Origin of the sequence: Streptomyces sp. NPDC019531, from assembly GCF_044903305.1 — a bacterium.
Lineage (GTDB): Bacteria > Actinomycetota > Actinomycetes > Streptomycetales > Streptomycetaceae > Streptomyces.
In genome coordinates this window covers 1-17,843 of sequence record NZ_JBJDQL010000087.1, presented here as the reverse complement: position 1 = coordinate 17,843, position 17,843 = coordinate 1, and the positions used below count along the sequence as shown (strand labels likewise).

The following is a 17,843-nucleotide window of genomic DNA, read 5'->3' as shown; positions in this document are numbered from 1 at the left end:
CGCCGGCACCCGCGGCCCGCTTCCGGACTCCACCTCGTGCAGCATGACGACGGCCCTCAAGGTCGGCTTGCCACGGAATCGCCAACTCCTCAACCAGGCGGGCGATATGACGCCGAGAAACCCCCGTGAACAGCCGATGCGCCAGCACCGCCCGATTGACCATGATCGCCACAGTCGGATCATGCCACCGACCAGACGCGACGCCTCACCCGCTATCACGCACCAACTCGTAAGACGACCGGGTCCTCGATCCCGGCCTCCTCCAGGACGAGGTTCCGTCGGGCGGTCGACTGCTGGTCGGTCGAGACCCGAATTCCGCCCGTGGCCGTCCTCGTCCAGCTCGGGACCGCCCGGATCGCGCAGCGGGCGCAGGGCGCCGGCGGCCGGAACTCGGCGGTGAAGCTGTAGCGGCCGAGCAGGTTCAGGTTGCGGTGCTTGAGCGGGGAGAGCCGCGCGATGTCCTCGTCCCGGATCTCGTGGCCCTCGGCCTTCAACTGGGCGACTGCGGCGTCGATGTAACGGGTCGTCCACACCGTATCCGGGGCAACCGAGTGAACGGGTGCCGTTTGTGCAGGTAACCGGCCTTGCGGTCGCGTCCGCAAGGCCGGTCTACTGACCGCCGAAGTGGGCGTCGCCGTGGACGGTGACGTGCGCGATGTTGTTGCCCGGTCTGGTGTGTTACTGGTGAGGCCCCCGCTATGGAGTACCACAATGAGCCTTTCCAACCTGCTTCGGCAGCTTGCCAGTTGACCTGGCAACGTGGCGAAGCCTCTGGTAGGCGGTTTTCGACCAAGAGAACCGTGTCCACCAGAGGCACTGAGTAACGACGCCGCAGGCTTCGCGTGATGCTAACGGACCGCATTGTCGCTCCCCCTTTACAGGGCCTTTACCGCTGGGCTTCGACGCCGGACGTTTACCTCCGACGCCGCCAGCCTGCTACCGGGCCTCCTGGCAGCTACCCGGACCGGACTTCCACCAGCAGGCGACGACGAGCTTCGAACAGCAAGAACACCGCTACGTCACGGTGTCACCTCCTGTTCTGCTGGGCGCACGGAAAAGGCTCAGTCCGGTGGCCCCGGGACGTCATATCGAAATGTCGCTGTCACCGCCCGACTCGCTGTCAAGGTCCATCCTGTCCGAGTCTTCTTCCTCCTCCGCTCCGCCCGCCTGTCCTGGGTCAGGCCATTCAGTGCCGTGGACGTCGCCGGAGACAGCCGGCTGCTGTACAAAGCGGACGTCGTAAAGCCCTGGCAGCCCGACCAACAACTGGGGGTCTACCGGTTCCCCCGTGAGATCCATGAGATTGGTGAAGAATTCCATGTCCACGTAATTCCGCCCCAGGGCGATGTAGTCGACCCCGTCGGGAGTGACAATCTCGGCCCTTGGGTTGACGACGACTCCGTTCGGGCTCAGCACGAGGAGCGGGAAGTTGAAGTCCTTCGCGTACACCGCTTCGGCGTCGATCTGCCAGGGATCGATGACGACGCTCATCAATGGGTCGTCGACGTATCCGACGGCGATGAACACGTGATCGGTGTAGGGGGCGATGGGGGTGTCGGGGTCCTCGCCCTGCCGGAGGTTGAGATCGACGTACCAAATGGCCAGGTCGGCGGGGAGCTGCAACATATTGACCAGGCAGAAGGACATTGCCGCGTGCTCGCCGCAGTTGCCGACGCCGATGGTCTCGGCGGCGGCGGCCGTCTGTCCCAAGAAGGTGCGCGGATCGCTCACCGGCTGCCGGTAGGCGCCGTCGCGCAGGACAGCCAGCATCTCGCTCAGGGCGACGCCGTTCGCGGCCAGTGCCTGGATCTGGTTCGCCGCGCCGTAACGGATCCGGGCCCTGACCTCAGCGATGACCTGATTGCCAAGATCGAGCAGGTCCGCATGACTCAGTCGCGGCGCCGGGACGGTCTCGCGAGGGGGCTGCTGGATGCTGTCGCCTCGGTTGTTGATCGCGATGTTGGTGCCGATGCGCCGGAAATCGTTGATCACACCGAACATGCTCTTGTCCGACGGCAGGAGGCCCAGGAGAGAGGCGTCGTGAGCCAGCTGGGCTCGGAGCATCTCCTTGTAGGCGTTGTAGACCCTCGCCGTGTAGCCGGGCTCGGTCACCGCGTTCATCCGGTGGTCGTTGGTGACCGCGATCGAGGCGAGGTCCATGAGGTAGCAGTCGAACAGGTCCGTGACGTCCTTGGCCTTCGCGTTCACTTCCCCGTTCGCCGCGTCCCGCGCGAGAAGCTGGCCCATCTCCATGACGACCCCGCGGTAGATCCGGTGCCTTGTGCTGCTGGGGAAGGCGGCCATGATGTGGTCATCCTGCCCGGCGCCCTCCGTGCTCATGGTGCGCGGCGTCCTCAGATCGGACAGCCCGGGCACCGCCAGCTGCGCCCCCTGGAACATCAGCTCCTCATCGGAGATGCCCGTGTTCCGAGAGGCCAGCGGACGCAGACCGATCTCATGGGAGAGCATCCCCATCACATAGCCGATGTCGTAATTCTCGAAGTAGTAGCTGGCGAGCTCGATGTCGACGCCGTCCGTGCCCCGGTCCCGCACATTGGCCGGCATCTCCGTCGTCCGCACCAGCAGAGTGATACGGCACGGACGATCGTCGATGTAGCTCCGGATGGTCGCGTGCTTGCGCAGCAACTCGATGACGCGCACGGCCTTGTCGCGGTATCTGTCGTCCGTGTGCTTCAGGTTGGTGAACTCGAAGTTCCCCGACCGGAAGGGGACGAGCGTCGGCTCGTCGGTGGTGGGCCTCGCGGTCGGGTCCGCCGGCATGTGGGGCAGGACCTCTGCGGTCGTGGGGTCGATGTCACCGGCGGGTTGGGGCAGGGAGAGCGGGTCGACCCGGACGGACGCGCGCGGGACCGGCGTGGTGGCCATGCGGGCGTCGTCCGAGGACTGCTCCGGGTGCTGGTCAGCAGGCGGGGTCACATCCCCGATGAGCGCGCCGAGGCCTCGGGCGGGCGCGGGCGGAGACGGGGCGGCTGAAGCGCCCAGGCCGTGGTCCCGGATGACCGGACCGGAGTCGCTGACGGCTTCCAAGATCTTGGCGTAGCGGAACGGGAGCGGTCCGCCGAAGTCGTCGCCGGAGGCCATCAGCCCTTGCTCCCGCACCGCTGAGGAGTTCGGGGCGCGCCGGAAGAGGTAGCCGGAGTCGGTGTACTCGTCCGGCAGTCCGGCGTAGTGCAGCAGCTCGTGGACGAGTGCGCTGTCCGCGTGGTTGACGTTCCAGTTGAGCTGGTCGGCGCGGGGCGGCCGGACGTCGCTGAGGGTGATGTGCTCGTCGTGCTGGGGGTCGTGGTCGAGGCGAACCGTCATGTGGAGCTGGTCGCCGGAGCGCGGCAGCTCATAGCCGATGTTGATATGCCGGTCGAGCACCGCCTGGAGACGGCTTTGCAGCGCGGGCACGTCGTCGGCGGTGAGGCCGTCCGCGGGACGCGTGGGAAGGGCGATGGTGAATTCCCTGACCCATTGCCCGTTGTGGGCCTGGATGCGGCGCATTTCGGCGCGGATGAGGGTGCCTGCTCCGTCGAGCCTCCCCGGGCCGGGCGCCGCTCCGGGACCGATGGGGTCGCGGGCCGGGTCGAAGCGTTCTGTGCGCAGGTAGGCGACAGGCGCCTCGCTCCTGCGAGGGAGCCAGCTCTCCAGCGGAGCGGGATCGGCCACGAGGCGAGCGCTGTCGTCATCAGCGGGCCGAAGGTCTCCGGCGTCGGACGGCCCATTGATTTCGGCTGCGGGCCTGGAAGTCCGGACCGGCGCCGCGGACGAGCGACGGGCAGGAGCGCTGTGCCGGTCCGTCCGCGCTGCGGCTCGGTAGCCGCCCCCCGCCAGGACGAGCAGCACGGGCTGCGCCGTCACGGCGCCGAATTCCCTCACCCTGCCGTCGCCAGGTCCGGCGAGCACGAGACGCACCCCGAGCTCTCGGGCTACCACGGGGGCCAGGACGTCCGCGAGGACCGTCTCGGGCAGTCCGCTCCTCGCCATGAGCAGCCGGTACCGCTGGACCGGACCGGCCTCCGCGCCGGCCTTCGCCGCCTCGAACGTCAGCATGCCTCCCATGAGCTCAGCTTGGGTACGCAGCGCGCGTCCCACCTTGTATCCGGCGGCTGCCAGCTCGTCCAGCGAGAAGCGCTCGTCGCTCTCCGGGGTTGGCAGGTCTGCGGGTATGTCGCCGTCCGTCAGGCGCTGGTCCAGCCAGGTGCGCAGGATGTCGGCGGCCGTGGCGGGAAGCGGTGCCGAGGCGTCGTCAGACAGCTCGTCCTGCACTCCCGGTAGCGCCCGCAGAGTGTGCGGCGCGTCAAGGCTGAGTGCCTGGAGGAGGGCCGAGCCGAAGCCGCGTCGGTCGCTGCTGGGCGGCTGCAGTCGGAAGGCGTGTCCCTCGAACGACACCGTTTCCGGGCCCTCGTGCCGGAAGCGATGGCCCTCGGGGGCCTCCGGGGGCTGTGCTGCGGCCTCTTCCGGTTCACGCGCGCCCTCGGGCTGCGTGGCGCTGTCCGGCCCGGTCGGCCGCGGCTCGCCGCGCCGTACGGCCGCCGGGTACTCCTGCGGTTCCGGATCTCCGGGGCGGAAGATCCGCCAGTGTGCCGGTCCGCCGTCCGGGCTCGGGGACAGTTCGATCCGCGCGGCTCCGTCGTCCGCACCGGACACCCGAAGCGCCCCGACGGGTTCGATGACGGTCAGCCCGGTGGCGGCGGCGATCCGGCGGGCCACGGGGATGGAACGGCCGGCCTCCCTCTCGCCGCTCGTCGACGACGCAGCGTCCTCCACCCGGCCTGGGCCGTCCTTCAGCAGCACGATCACCGAGCCGAGCGGAACGGTCGCCAGGTCGCCGTACGCGCGGAGCAAGGCTGTGGTCTCCCCGTCGTCCACGTCCCGGGTGCCGTCGGTCGTGACGACCGTGACCCGGTTTTCCGAGCCGTACATGGCCAGCCAGTACCGGTTCCGTTCGGCCAGCGGGAGCGGCCGGGTGGTGGGCACGGGCTCGCCCGTCTCACCGGCGCGCTGCTCGACGTACTCGGTCGCCTTGTTCAACCGCTGGTAGACGGCCTCGCGCCGCTCCCAGTCGGCTTGGGTGAACGACGCGGTGCCGATCACCTCCCCGTCGGCGTCGAGGATGGGACGGACCAGAACGGTCGAGTGCCAGGGTGCCTCCGGGACAGGCTCGGGTGCGACTGCGTCCAGGTGACGCCGAGGGTCGGTCACGGCGCCGGCCGCCACCAGCTTCAGCGCGGATTCCAGCGTCATCCGGACAGCCACCCGCCTGGGCAGCCGGAGTTGTGTGTCGTCCGTGCTCTCGGGGTCCCCGAAGCCGGGGGCGCGGACGCTGCGCTTCAGCGTTGCGATGAGCCGGAGGTCCACCTCGAACGACACCAGGACGTACGGGGTCTGCAGGATGACCTGTGAGTCGCCTCCGCTCGACGCCGACGCCGACGTGCTCGTATGCGCGCCGCTGCTCATGCCGCCAGTTACCGCGTAGTCGTGTAAATCGTTGTGGCGGTATCTGAGCCAGCTGCCGCCTCCGGACCAGTTCGCCCCGTTGGAGCCGTCTGAACTGCTGCTGTGGTCCGCGGAGACGAGGCGGGCTGTGCCAGGCGCGAACCCGTCGCTGTACTCCCAGTACAGGCGTTCGCCGGTGGTGAGGATCTCGCCCCCGGTGAGCCTGGCGTGCAGGGAGACCCTGAGCTCCTGCCCGCCGCGCGCGCCGAGCATGTACACATCGGGCAGCCGAGCGCCTGTCTTCGCCAGAACGGGCAGCGACGCCGTCAGCCATTCAGCGGTCAATGACTCGTCCCTGACGTAGGACTGGGCGGTGCCTGTCGTCGTGAAGCCCTGGTATGCACTCATGTTCCGGGCCATGTCGGCCAGTGCAGTTCGAATCAGCGGCACGCCCTCCACGCTGGCGACCTGGGCCCCCGGCGGGAGGCTGGCACCCTGCATCCGCCAGGTCTCCAGTGGCTCCCCCCGCGCCGCAAGCCGCCAGCCCGGAGGGACGAGCGACCGCTCCCGGGCGAGAGCCGCCATGGCCCGGGCGTCCGACTCCAGGACGCGGTAGAGGACATAGCGGTCGTCGGGGTCAAGCGACACGGACAGCAGGGGTTCGGCACCCGCGTCCACATCGGCACCCGGCGCGTACAGGTCGAGCCTGGCGTCGGTCAGCGGGACACGGAACCGGAGGTAATCAGCGCTCCCGGGCGCCACGGTCATCGCGACGATCTGGCGGCTGCGGCTGTCACCGCGCGCTGGCGTGTCCGCTCGGCCGAGCTCGCCGGAGAGCGGCGGAGCCGACATCCCGGCCGTGTCGCCGATAGGGACCACCGGAAGGGCGAGCGCGCTGATACCCGAGCTCTTCGTCGTGGACAGCGAAATAGCCTCGTCGAACGACGCGCTGGTGACGTACGCCATCTCCAGGCGGTCCGCCGGTCGGTCCTCGAACGTGCCCGTCCCCCGGCTGACGACGAACCGGGCGACATAGGCGCCCTGCGAGCCCGTGCGGAACAGCTCGACCGGGGTGCCTCCATCGAGGGCGCTGCTGAGCAGGCCCGCGGCACCAATCGGATCGAGTACGGCCGCGAGGCGCTGGGTGTTCCGCCAGGTGTCCCGCACGACGTGGTTGGGCAGCAGCTCCTGCGCCAGCTTCGTCCCGAGCTTGCGGTCCAGTTCCGCGCGGAGCCGGGGCAGGAGGCCGCCGAAGTCCGGCAGTCTGTCGATACGTCCCGGCCCGAGCGGGCCGGTGCCGGGCAGTTCGAGGCCGGCGGCCGGGTCGGCGGCGGGGCCGGCGGCCGTATCGACAGCCGGGGCGGCGGCAGGGACAGCGGTCGTATCGACAGCCGGGGCGGCGGCAGGGACAGCGGTCGCGTCGGCGGCCGGGACGGCGGTCGCGTCGGCGACTGCTGCGGCCTCCAGTGCCCCGAGGGCGACTTCGGCGGTCGTCTCCACCGAGGCGCCGTTCTCGATGCGGGCCTGCTCCGCCAGGCGCTCGTCGATCTGCGGGCCGAGCCTGAGGGAGAGCGCCTGCTGTTCGGTGAGCCAGGCCATGACGGACCCGTCGAGCGTCGTCCCCTCCGCTTCCACTCGCGGGTTACCGCCGCGGACGGATGCCTCGGCGACCATCAGCACCTCGAGGTCGGCCTGGACCAGCACGACCCGGCTGCCGGACTCACTGATTCCGATCCGTTCGATCGCGCCGGACGTGCCGATCCGCCGCACGGCCGACCAGCGCGCGCCGTACGAGGCGCCAGGCCCGCCGAGCAGCCAGACCTCCGGAGCCTGTGGCGGAACGTCTCCGGCCCCGAAGACACCCATGCCGACGCCCACGGCGACGGCGCGCTCCATGACGCTGGCGGCGGAGTGCTGACCGCTCACGGAGGACTCGACCTCCGGTCCTTCGGCCACGTGGACCACGGACGGGTTGACCACGTTGAACCGGATGCCGACGGCGCCTGCGACTCCGTTCCACCGCCGGTCATGACGCAACCCGTCCACGACCCACACCCCCTTGAGGGCGCGCGGCAACCCGGAGACGATCGACTCGTCGCTCATCCGCTCCTCGAGCGTCAGCGCCGGGTCGAGGCCGGGGGTGGACAGAGCCGTGTCGCCTCCGGCAGCCCGCGCCAGCAACCTGCGGGCGAGGTCCTGGAGTTGCCGCGGATCTGCCGCCGCCTCCATCAACAGCCATTCGGTCAGCCGACGCTGTCCTTCCCCCAGGGGCGCCCACTGCGGGTCGAAGAGCGTGCCGATGCCGGAGATCGGCGGTACGGGCAGCGGACGAGATACCGCGGAGGCCCGCAGTTTTCCCCGCAGCGGCTTGCGCGACGTCATCGACGCAGGGGTGCTCAGGCGCACTGGCACATCCGGTATGTCCAGCTTCCGGACGCCGTCGCGGCTGGCTGGGTCGGTGCTCGCCACCGTGGTCACCTCGGGTGTGTGCTGCCCAGGAAGCCCAGGTGTGGTCCGGCGCCGCCATGTACGCGGCACTTCCACGGAGGTGATGGTCACCTTGAAGCGAAGGCTGCCCTCGAACGCGCTGGCGTCACTCGGGCCGGCGCTGAACCAGCTCCGCGACGCGCTCGGACCCGCCTGAGCGCCGCGCGCGGTGTTCTTGGCGACCGTCAAGGCACCGGAAAAATACAGATGCCCAGGGATTGGCTTGGCGGAGAACGCGAGGCGCGCCGTCGCGCCCTGCTCGACGTCTCCCCCGCTCTGGCCTCCCGTGCTGACCCCCCGTGCGGTCACCACCTTCCAGTCGTCGGTGTCGCCCAGGTACGGGGAGGCGTCGTCAACGAGCGTGCCCTCGACACGGATGAGTACGGATTCGGTGACGTCCCAGCGATTTCGTCGCAGCCTGATGGGGATGCCGGTGGTGAGCAGCATGCCCTTGCGAGTGCGCAGACCTCTTGGGGACAGCGCCTGAGTCAGCGCGCGGTGGTTGGCCCGTTGCCTGGCACGGTCGTCCTCAGTCTCGAAGGAGTCCGGCGACACGGCAGCTTTCCCGAACCGAGGAAGGAAACCGGCCACTCGCTCGAAGAAGCCCGGCGACACGGCAGCTTTCCCGAACCGAGGAAGGAATCCGGCCAGTCGTTCGTCAGTCGCGAAGAGCTCCTCGATCCGCTGGACCAGCGGGCCGGTGTCCACCCTGCCGAGGACGGTGCCTGCCCCCCGCACACCGGCAGGCAGGTGCCGGTCGAAGCCCGGGCTGCGGAACAGCGGGTCCGGCTCCACGCCGGGCGGCATCTTCAAGCCGAGTGTCTTGGCCTCCTCGAGCCGCAGACTCAGCCAGACGGTCAACTCGTGCTCGCCCGGTCGCGCGCCGGCCTTCGTGCGGGCCCGCAGGGGCACTGGAGCCGTGCCTTCCACGGCGATCCTCACCCGGGCCTCGTAGAGCACCTTCGCACCGCTGATCTGCGCACCCTGCACCACCTGCACCGCGGTGGAGTGGGAGACCGCCCGGCTGCGCGCGGCCCTCAGACCGGGTTGGAGGAAGAACCGGGCTCTGGGGCCGCCGCTCATGAGGCCCACGCCGACCAGGGGACCAACGGCGACCTCACCGCCGTAGGCCATGCCGACCTGTGTGGCGTCTTGCTGGCTGAACTTCTGGTAGTTCTTCAGCTTGGTGTCGCCGACCAGGGACACCGGGGCGAGTGCGGTGATCTGCGCACGCATCCGGTATCCGCCCCGGACGCTGTCGCCGCGGCCGGAGAGGTCGGGCGAGTCCGTCCAGCCCTCGAAGGCGGTCGCCAGGGTCCTGAGGACACTGTCCGGCGAGGTCTCTGCCATGACGGTCGAGCGGCCGGACGAGCCGGGTGCGGTGAGCGCGGGGTGCAGCACTGAGCTGACGGCGCGGTGGAGGCCGCTGGTCGGCTCACTCGCGGGCGCGTGATCGTACGCGGCGATCAGCGACAGCGACTCCGCCAGCTCGATCCCGCGGGCCTCCTCGGGGGTGATGGGTTCCGGGTGCTCGGCAGGCCGCTCCCCGACCTTGACCAGAGGCTCGACGGGCACCGGCGGGTCCTCGGCAAGCCGCTCCCCGACCTTGACCAGATGCTCGACGGGCACCCGGGCCACGGCCGAGCCCTCCCCGTGGAACACCCGGCCCCGGGATACGCCGGCCTTTTGAGAGGTGACCACCCATTGCACCCGCCGGGGTACGTCGACAGTGCCCGACTCGTGCTCCGACTTGCGGCTGTCGGCGAAGCCCTGGCTGCTCGCCGTGGAGACCGTCCGCCGGCCGAAGGCGAGGCTCACCGCGGCGATGGCTCCAGCGAGCAGGCCCGGGGTGGGCGTGGGGACCAGGACCATGCCGGCGCCCCTGGCGGAGAAGCCCTGCGAGACCGCGGCGGACCGCGAGCTTGCCAGGGACGTGCTCGCACCGGCCGTCACCGCCGACGCGACATGCGCAGGGTTGGTGACGGAGGTGATGAGCGGCCGCCTCTCCTTGGGATGGCGGACCATCGCGACCGTCACGTCGTACCAGCCGTCACCGCCTCGCACATGGAAGGACTTGCCCGCGCCCACGAAGCGTCCGGGCCACTGCCGCAGTTCGTCGGTGATCAGGTCGGGCGCGGCACGGCCGGTCAACGTGCGGATCGTGTCCTCCACCCAGTCCAGGCCCACCGGGCTGTGGAACTCGGCCGGGCCCGCAGCCCGCATCCGCTCCAGGTAGACGGGCAGCCGCCAACGTCCTCGCGTCACCGAGGAGTTTTTGTCGAGGTCGACGGCGAGCGAAGCGGTTCCCGCCGCGACTGCAGCGTGGTCTTCACCGGTCCGGTCCGCCGGCACGACTTCTTCGACGGGGTTCCCGTCCACGTTGGTGACCGTGATCCGCGAGGGCCGGGAGTCGGTCGCGGTGTGCGGAGAACTCTGCGAAGACCCCCCGATCGCCAAGTGGCGAACGGACTGCCAGTCATCCCGCTGAGCGCTCTTCGAGTCCGCCTCGATGGTGCCGGCGGAACGCTGCGGCATGCCCGTCTCCAGGCCGTCGGCGAGCTTCCCGTCGGCGCCGGGCGGCAGCACTGCGTACAGGCGGCCCGACTCGACGGGGCCGGGCAGCCGCGGGCCGTGCGGCTGAACAGGCTCGACGCCGAGACCTGTCTCGGTGCCCGTCGAGCCGGGCTGCCCGGGGTCGGTGTGCGAACCGTCGGCCGGGGCAAGGCCGCCGGAGGGGCTGCGGTCCGCCGGGGGCTCGGGGGTGGCGTTGTCGGGTCCGGCACCGCCGTCCGGCCGCTGCCGTGGCCCCGGGCCGCCCGTGTCCGGACCGTGGGGGCCGGATGTGTCAGGGCCCTTGGAGCCGGGTCCGTCGCCTGCCAAGCCGTCGCCTGGCAAGCCGTCGTCTCCGGAAGCGTCGGGGCCCGGGCCGCCCTGCTCGCGAACCCAGAGGTATTCGTAGCGCAGTCCGGTCAGCTCGTCCCGCCGCACCTCGCGGCGCCGGACTTCCAGCACCGTGTCGTCCGCGTAGCGCGCCTGGCGCGGACCGGCGAGGTCGGAGAATGGGGAGATGTCCCTGGCCGAGGATTTGTCCACCTCCACGAACACGAAGTGGTGCTCACCTTTTTGGGGCCAGGGGGCGGTCAAGATGTCGCCCGTAGTCGGCTTGTCGAGCGACACCGGCTGGAAGCGGGGAACGCTGATCGCCTTCGGGCCGGGCGCGTCACCGTCCAGCGGGCCGGATGCCCAGGTACCCCACCACACCGGCGCGGCCACGGGCGGAAGCGCGCCCAGCGCCCTTGCCGCCATCGCCTGGACGGTGTCGACGAGCTCAGCGGCGCGCCGCAGCAGGGCCGTGACGGCGGGGTCCGTCTCGGCGAGCGTGCCCTCGGCGGCCAGTGTGGCCCTGATCTGCTCGGCCTGGCTCTGGAAGGCAGAGTCCCCCATCAGCAGAGCGGGGAATCTCCCGTCGGGGGCGATCCCGCTCAGCACGGCGGAGCGTATCGCCCCGGCCAGCCGCTCCCGGCCTTCCGCGCCGCCGGTGAACGACGCGTCGAGCAGCCGGGAGTCCGCACCGGCCAGCAGACGCAAGGCTTCGGCCGTCTCGTGGCGCGGCAGGCCCTGTTGCGGCGAGGTTCGGTTGGCCGGGTCGGACCGGCCCTGGTCCAAGCCGGATTCGTCGGCCCTGCTGCGCAGTTCCGGCGGCATCGACCAGGCCCGCTGCGTTCCCTCGGCAGTGATCAGCTCCGGCTCGCCCCCGTTACCGCGCACTGTCGGGTCCGAGCCGTGGACGCGGCCCGAGGAATCCGCCCACCAACTGCGGGCCACCGTCCCGTCCGGCAGGGTGAGGTCCATCCTGACGGGAATGTCGAGTTCGTGCGCGATCTCGCGGGCCAGGTGCTGGGGCGGCAGTGACGGGAAGGGGTGCTCGTCAGGCGTCGTCGGCAGCGGTGCCGGGTCCGGGTTTCCGGGGCCCGCAGGGATCTCGCCGGTTTCCCGTGCGCTGCCTGCCACGAGTGCGGTGTATCGGAGTACGGCCGCGTCCAGTGGCCCGTCCGTCTGCTTGCGGATCAGCCGGGCGACGCCCTGGTACGCCCGCTCGGGCGTCGCGCCCGGGGCCGCGGCGGTCTCCCGCAACAGGTTCGACACGTCGAAGGACTGTGCGTGCGCGAGCTTCCCCCAGTTCGCGTCGGGCGCCTCCCCGATGCCCTCCGCCGCCTCGATACGCGCCCGCAGTTGCGCGAACTCGCCCTCGAAGAGGTGCATATAGACGTCTCCGGTGAAGACGTCACTCCCGTAGTCGCCGACCCTGGTGGGCTTGTTCGACAGCAGGTGATGGTCGGACAGCTCGCCCAGCAGCCGGTATCGGCCGCGTGCCCGTACCAGCAGGACGGGGCCCTGCTGCTTCACGTGCGCCTCGCGCCGGTAGTTCTCGGTGCCGGCGCCGGCCAGGTTGTTGCTCGTGACGAGCGACTGGCTGGTGTTGCCCGATGACGTGTGCCCGGGATAGGCCAGACCGTCGGTGGTGGTGGCCGGGTCGTGGGCGTGGACCAGGCCCGCGTTGGTCGAGCTGATGTTGGCGTTGGCACGCCAGCGGTCGGTACTGGCGCTGTGGGTCGTCCCGCTCTGATGCTTCGAGTACCGCCCGGTGCCGCTTCCCGCCACCTCGCCCAGCACCTGGAGGTCGAACAGGTCGCCGGTCATCCACAGCTTGGCCCGCCGGCTGGAGTGCCCCGGGATGAACAGGTTGTCGGCCACGAGGTATTTCCGGCCGGCCGACGCCTCCAGCAGGTGGTTGGCCAGCTGACTGCGGCCGAGCAGTTGCCGGACGACCGAGCTGGTACGGACGTTCGCGCCGTCGGCCTGCTTGCCGAACATACTGACCATCAGTTTGAGACCGGCCGGCAGCGCCTCGTCCATCAGCACACCGGCCACATACACGTCGCCGGGCATCGGCGGCAGCGGCCGCAGGTCCCGGACCCCGGGCGTGGGCTCGGGCCTCGGCTTGAACTCGCCGAGGCCGCGCGGGATCTGCAGATCGATGTACCCGGACCGACTGATCGTCTGGGCGGTGGACCGGTCGGTGTCGAGGTTGCGGTACCAGCCGACCAGCAGGTTGTTGAGCGGCCGTCCCGCCATGTCGAGCCGGCGGGCCTCGACGGTCATGGTGTGGCGGAACCTGGCCTGGTAGTGGCCGTCCCAGGCGTAGGTGGTCTGCTCGGTGACGGCGTTCTCGGCGCGGGTGACGCCACGATGACTCCCCTCGCCGAGGCCGATGCCGCTCTGTTCGTGGGAGTTGGGGACGCCGCCGCCGAGCTTGCCGACGGTGACGGACCGGGAGGTGTCGACCGACCTGGTGACGGACCTGCCGACATAGCCGTGACCGTAGTTCTCCAGACCGGTCTCGGGCCTGAAGCCCAGCAATTGGGGAGGTGAGGTGAGGACGTCGGAGAGCTTGAGCTCGACGATGTCGCTGAGCAGCCAGCCCACCGGGTTCACCAGGTAGAAGGTCTGTCCGTGCACGGACAGGAACTCCTCCCAGAAGGCCATGTCGCGGCCCGGGGCGAACAGGGCCTGGAGTGCGTTGACGGAGCCCTGGAGCCGTCCGAGCCGACGGCCGTCGCCGGTCCACAGATCGGGTTTCGAGGCCAGCAGGCCGGGCGCGACCCTGTCGATCTGCTCGCGCACCATGTCGTACGTCGAACCGCCCTCGTCGTACGTCACCTGCGTGACGCCGCTGTGGCCGAGTATCCGGCCGCCGGGATCCTTTCGGGTCAGGTACTCCGGCAGGGCGAAATCCTTGCCGAAGTCCGTGGTGTCGGGGTCCTTCAGGGGTGCCAGGCCGAAGCGGTCCTGGAAGTCGTCCCTGGTCTTTTCGTCGAGAACGGTCAACGCTCCGCGGTCGTGCAGTTGGCCCAGCGTCCTGGCCATTTCGGGCAGCGCGACATCGAGTTGTCTGAGCTGGTCCTGGGTGGCCCGGCCCGCCCAGCGGGTCAGCACACTGGCCACCGTGTCGCCACTGAGCCTGGTCTCACCGGCGTTCCAGCGGTTCAGCACGTCGACGATCTGCTCGTCGGGCACCGGCAGGTTGCCCTTCCCGTACTCCTCCAGCGCCACCGGCTCCGAGAGCAGGAACAGGGCGGTGCGCCCGTCGACGTCGCGGGTGTCGGAGTGGTGGGAGAGCGGAACGAACTTGCCGTCCCTCTCCAGGCGGGTGCGGACCTCGAAATCGACGGTGGTGCGGAAGGCGTAGGCCCGGTTGAAGTCGAGCTGGATCAGCTCCTTGCCGCCAGTACGGCCGTTCCCGGCCGAGGTGTTCCACTGCCGGCTGCCGGCGGCGTCCATCCCGCCCTGGATGTGGCCCACACCCTGCCCGTCGGTGGGGCCGCCGAAGGTGACGTCGGGCGCCACGACCCGGGCGCCCCAGGACGTGGTTCCACTGGTGTTCGTCTGGGCCAGCATCAGGTGGATGACACCGATGACGAACTTGTCCTTCGTCGCGCCCGCGAACTGCGCCGGCCCCATCCTGCCGCTGATGTCCACCGCGCCGATGCCGTCACGGAGCAGGCCGGGGTCGAAGAACTGGTCGGAGGTGTAGCTGTTGTTCGTGATCTCCTTGAGGTGAGCGCGAATCATGATGGTGCTGGTGAACGTGGACAGTTCCGCGTCGGCGTTGCCCTGCGGGCCGGTGAGCGGGCGCAGGGCGGGGGTCACCGCGTCGAGCAGGCCGGTGGCGTCCAGGTAGTAGACCACCGCCTGGTTCAGGACCGAGGCCGGGGTGTGGTCAAGACCATGCGCTCCCGGGTTGCTCGTATCCCCCAGCGGCAGCAGGTACGCCAACGAAGGCTGGTGGACCAGTCTGATCGGCTGGGGATCGCGTGCGCCCTGCCGCAACACGCCCTGCAGACCGCTGTGCTGGAATTCCAGGGTGACGGTGTAGGTGCTGTACAGGCGGTGCTTGTGCAGGACTCCCGGATATTCGAGGAGTTCGGGACGGTTGTGCAGATAGGACACGCCCTGGCTCGCCTGGACCTGACGGAACACCTCGAAACCGACTCCGGACGGGATCAGCTTCTTGAAGCCGACACTGCCTCCGACACTCAGGGAGATCCGCTTGCCGCCGCTGCTCGACTGCCCGGCCGAGCCCATGCCCATGGCCAGGTTGACCGCGTGGTAATTGTCCGTGGTCCCCTCGTAGCGCGGGGACACCGGGGACTGCTCGGCCTTGATGGTGATCCTTACGGCGTCCATGTCGAAGTTCACGCCCGCTGCCCCCCGCGGTTTGAAGAGCGTGAACACCAGCCCGGACTGGTGGATCTGGTCGTAGAAGGACTCGAAGCCCCGCAACGAGAAGTACTTGGCCATCAGTTGATGGTTCGCCACCTGGCCGTCCATCGTGTTGCCGTACGTCCACCAGCGGGAGCCCTCGAGCGGGTGCTCCGGATCCGGAGGCACAAATCCGTGTTCCACGAGGTGTTTGGTGACCTGGTCATGCAGATACCGGACGGTCCCCTCCTCGACCTCGACCAGACCCATACCGATGCCATGCCCCTCCCGCACGTGGCGGGGCAGGCTCCTGTTCTGCGGATCACCGTCCTCGCGGCCGGAGCCCCGCAGCAGATCGTCCTGGTAGGCGACGGTCTTGATCCCCGCCCTCTCCTTGACAGGGGCAGGATCCTTCAACGCCTCCAGGTCCACCTGGAAGCCGTATTTCAACGCGGCGGGCTCCGGTACCCGGATCAGGCCCTGGCTGTCCACGGGCGCTGTACTCACCGGCTTTTCGGCGCCCCGGACGGAAACGACCGCCCGGAGCGTGAACTGCACTTCATGCGCGCTCGTACGGCCGGTGAACCGCGGCACCAGGACCCACAGGCCGGTACGGCCGGCACTGATGCTTTCGGCGCTCGACCAGGTTGCCGAGAGAGAAAGGCCGGCATGTGCGGTGAGAAACGGCTTGGTGAACGGAAGCGGCAGGAGATCGAGGGTGGCGGCCGGGAAGGTGACACTGCTGGACTGTCCGACGGTGTGACTGCCGCCCGTACCGTCGATCGCGGTGCGCACGTTCTCCAGATGGGCGGCGTCGGACGTCGCGCCGACCCGCGTAAAGGACGGCCGGCGTTCGGCGTGCAGTCGGATCGCCGCGATGGGCCGGCCCTCACGCGCGATCACGAACGGATAGCCGAGCCGGTCGCCGACCGCCTCGTCGAGATGGGCGTCGAGATTCCAGATCTTCTGCAGCAGTTCGTCGCGGGCGCTGCTGCCGATCTCCAGCGTGACGCCCTGCTGCTTCAGTACCTCCACCACCTGGTCGAACAGTGCGGGAAGATTGGTGAGGCCGGACGCGTAGAAGGCCGGCGGCAGCCGCCGCTCCAAGCCCCGGGTTCCGGTCGCCGTGATCTGTTCGGGTGCCCGCTCCAGATAGTGCTCGGGCACCCACAGCATGAGGCGCTCGGTCTCGGTGCCCACCCCGACCGGCTCGATGTCGCTCCAGTGCCGGTGGGAGTCAGTACGGATCCGCAGCGACCAGCCTGGCGTGTACGAGAGCAGCTTCGAATCGGCCCGGGTGTCCTCGACGTGGCCGCCCTCGGCGTCACCGATCCGGTTGGTAGAGCGGCTGGAGACGTTGGCCGTACCGGAAACGCCGGCCCCGACACGGAGCACGTTCAGCACGCCGGGGCTCAGACCGATGCCCCCCGACGCCGAGATCGCGGCCCGGGTCGCCTTGGTCGAACCGCTGTGGCTCTGGACGTGCGCACCGGTCATGTACGAGGCGTTGGTGGTCTGGTTGGCGTAGAACCGCTCCCGCCCGGCGGCGCGCGGCTCGACCAGGGGCCCGGGCCGGGGGCCGTCCGGCTCGGGGAAGGTCTCCAGACGGGGCTTCCACCGCGGCGGTTCCAACCGCAGGAGGTCCCCCTCGGGGATGGTCTCCAGGCTGGGCTTCCACCGGGGCGGTCGCGAGGACGAGGCCACCGGCCCAGGGCGTGTGGCCGGCGCACTGTCGGCAGAGGCCGCGGGAGCGTCCTCGCCGGCGGCCTCCAGACCCGCTGGCTCAAGGCGTACGGCCGACGCACTGTCGTACGACGCCTCCGGCGTCAGCACCTCGCGGGGATCACGCGGGTCAAGAGAGATCAGCGCCTCGGCCGGCCCCAGCGGTACGAGCAGACCGCCGCCGACGAACTCACCGTGACCTTGCACCAGGTACCGGTAGTTGCTCAGCAGACGCTGAGGCAGTTGCTCCCAGACGTCCTCGGCGACGCTCACCCCCGCGTCGGCGGTCATCGTCCGCAGTTGCCGCCGCACCTCGTCGACATGCGGGAGTCCCGCCCTGGGCACGCCGATCGACCGGACCGCCGGATGCGCGTCGACCTTGGCTCCGAGGCCGGGGACCGCGTCGGGGACGGGGTCCGGCATCCGAATGACGCTCTCCTCTATCCGCTGGATGCCGTGCCCGCGGTCCGCGTCGCGCGCGTGAATCACCAGCTCCGTCCTGGGCGGCGTCTGCTGATCACGCAGCAGGCGACGGAGGTAGGCGCCCACCGCGCCGGCGCCGGCCTTTCTCAGGCCGGTGGGCGAGGCGGTGGTGAGGTGCGCGGTGAAGCGGTGGACGTTCTCGCCCCACGGCTGCGGCTCGGCTCGATCGGCGTTGTACGTCCAGGTGCTGGGGAGTTGCTGGGGCGGGCGCCCGGCATAGGCCCCTTCCCGCTCGGTGAGGCTGGCCTCGCCGATCCGGCGGCCGTTGCTGTCGATGGGCCGGACGATGATCTCCCGCTTCCACAGGTGCCGGGGCAGCGGGTCGGCGACCTCACGGACCCTCAGGTAGAGGTACGGCTGCCCGTTCGCGTCCAGGCGCTCCTCGCGTGCGACGACCTCGACGGTGACCGGCGCGGCGTAGCGGACTGTGCCCTCGCCGGGAACGC

The 17,843-nt window shown here is 70.0% G+C and carries 2 protein-coding genes and 2 pseudogenes; 1 reads left to right on the top strand and 3 read right to left on the bottom strand.

Annotated elements, in window-relative coordinates; genetic code table 11:
- The 3 genes and pseudogenes from ACI2L1_RS43900 to ACI2L1_RS43890 form a co-directional block, all read right to left on the bottom strand.
- Positions 1–163: pseudogene (locus tag ACI2L1_RS43900) on the bottom strand (IS5/IS1182 family transposase); the annotation flags it as partial.
- Positions 164–318: 155 nt separating this feature from the next.
- Positions 319–533, bottom strand: a pseudogene (locus ACI2L1_RS43895) (Tn3 family transposase); the annotation flags it as partial.
- 550 nt (positions 534–1,083) lie between these two features.
- Positions 1,084–17,403: a hypothetical protein gene (locus tag ACI2L1_RS43890; RefSeq protein WP_404745090.1), complete on the bottom strand. Its 16,320-nt coding sequence runs from the start codon at positions 17,401–17,403 to the stop codon at positions 1,084–1,086.
- 123 nt (positions 17,404–17,526) lie between these two features.
- Here ACI2L1_RS43890 and ACI2L1_RS43885 point away from each other — a divergent pair.
- Positions 17,527–17,843, top strand: a 317-nt coding sequence (locus tag ACI2L1_RS43885) for a hypothetical protein (RefSeq protein WP_404745089.1), incomplete at its 3' end; no start/stop codon positions are given.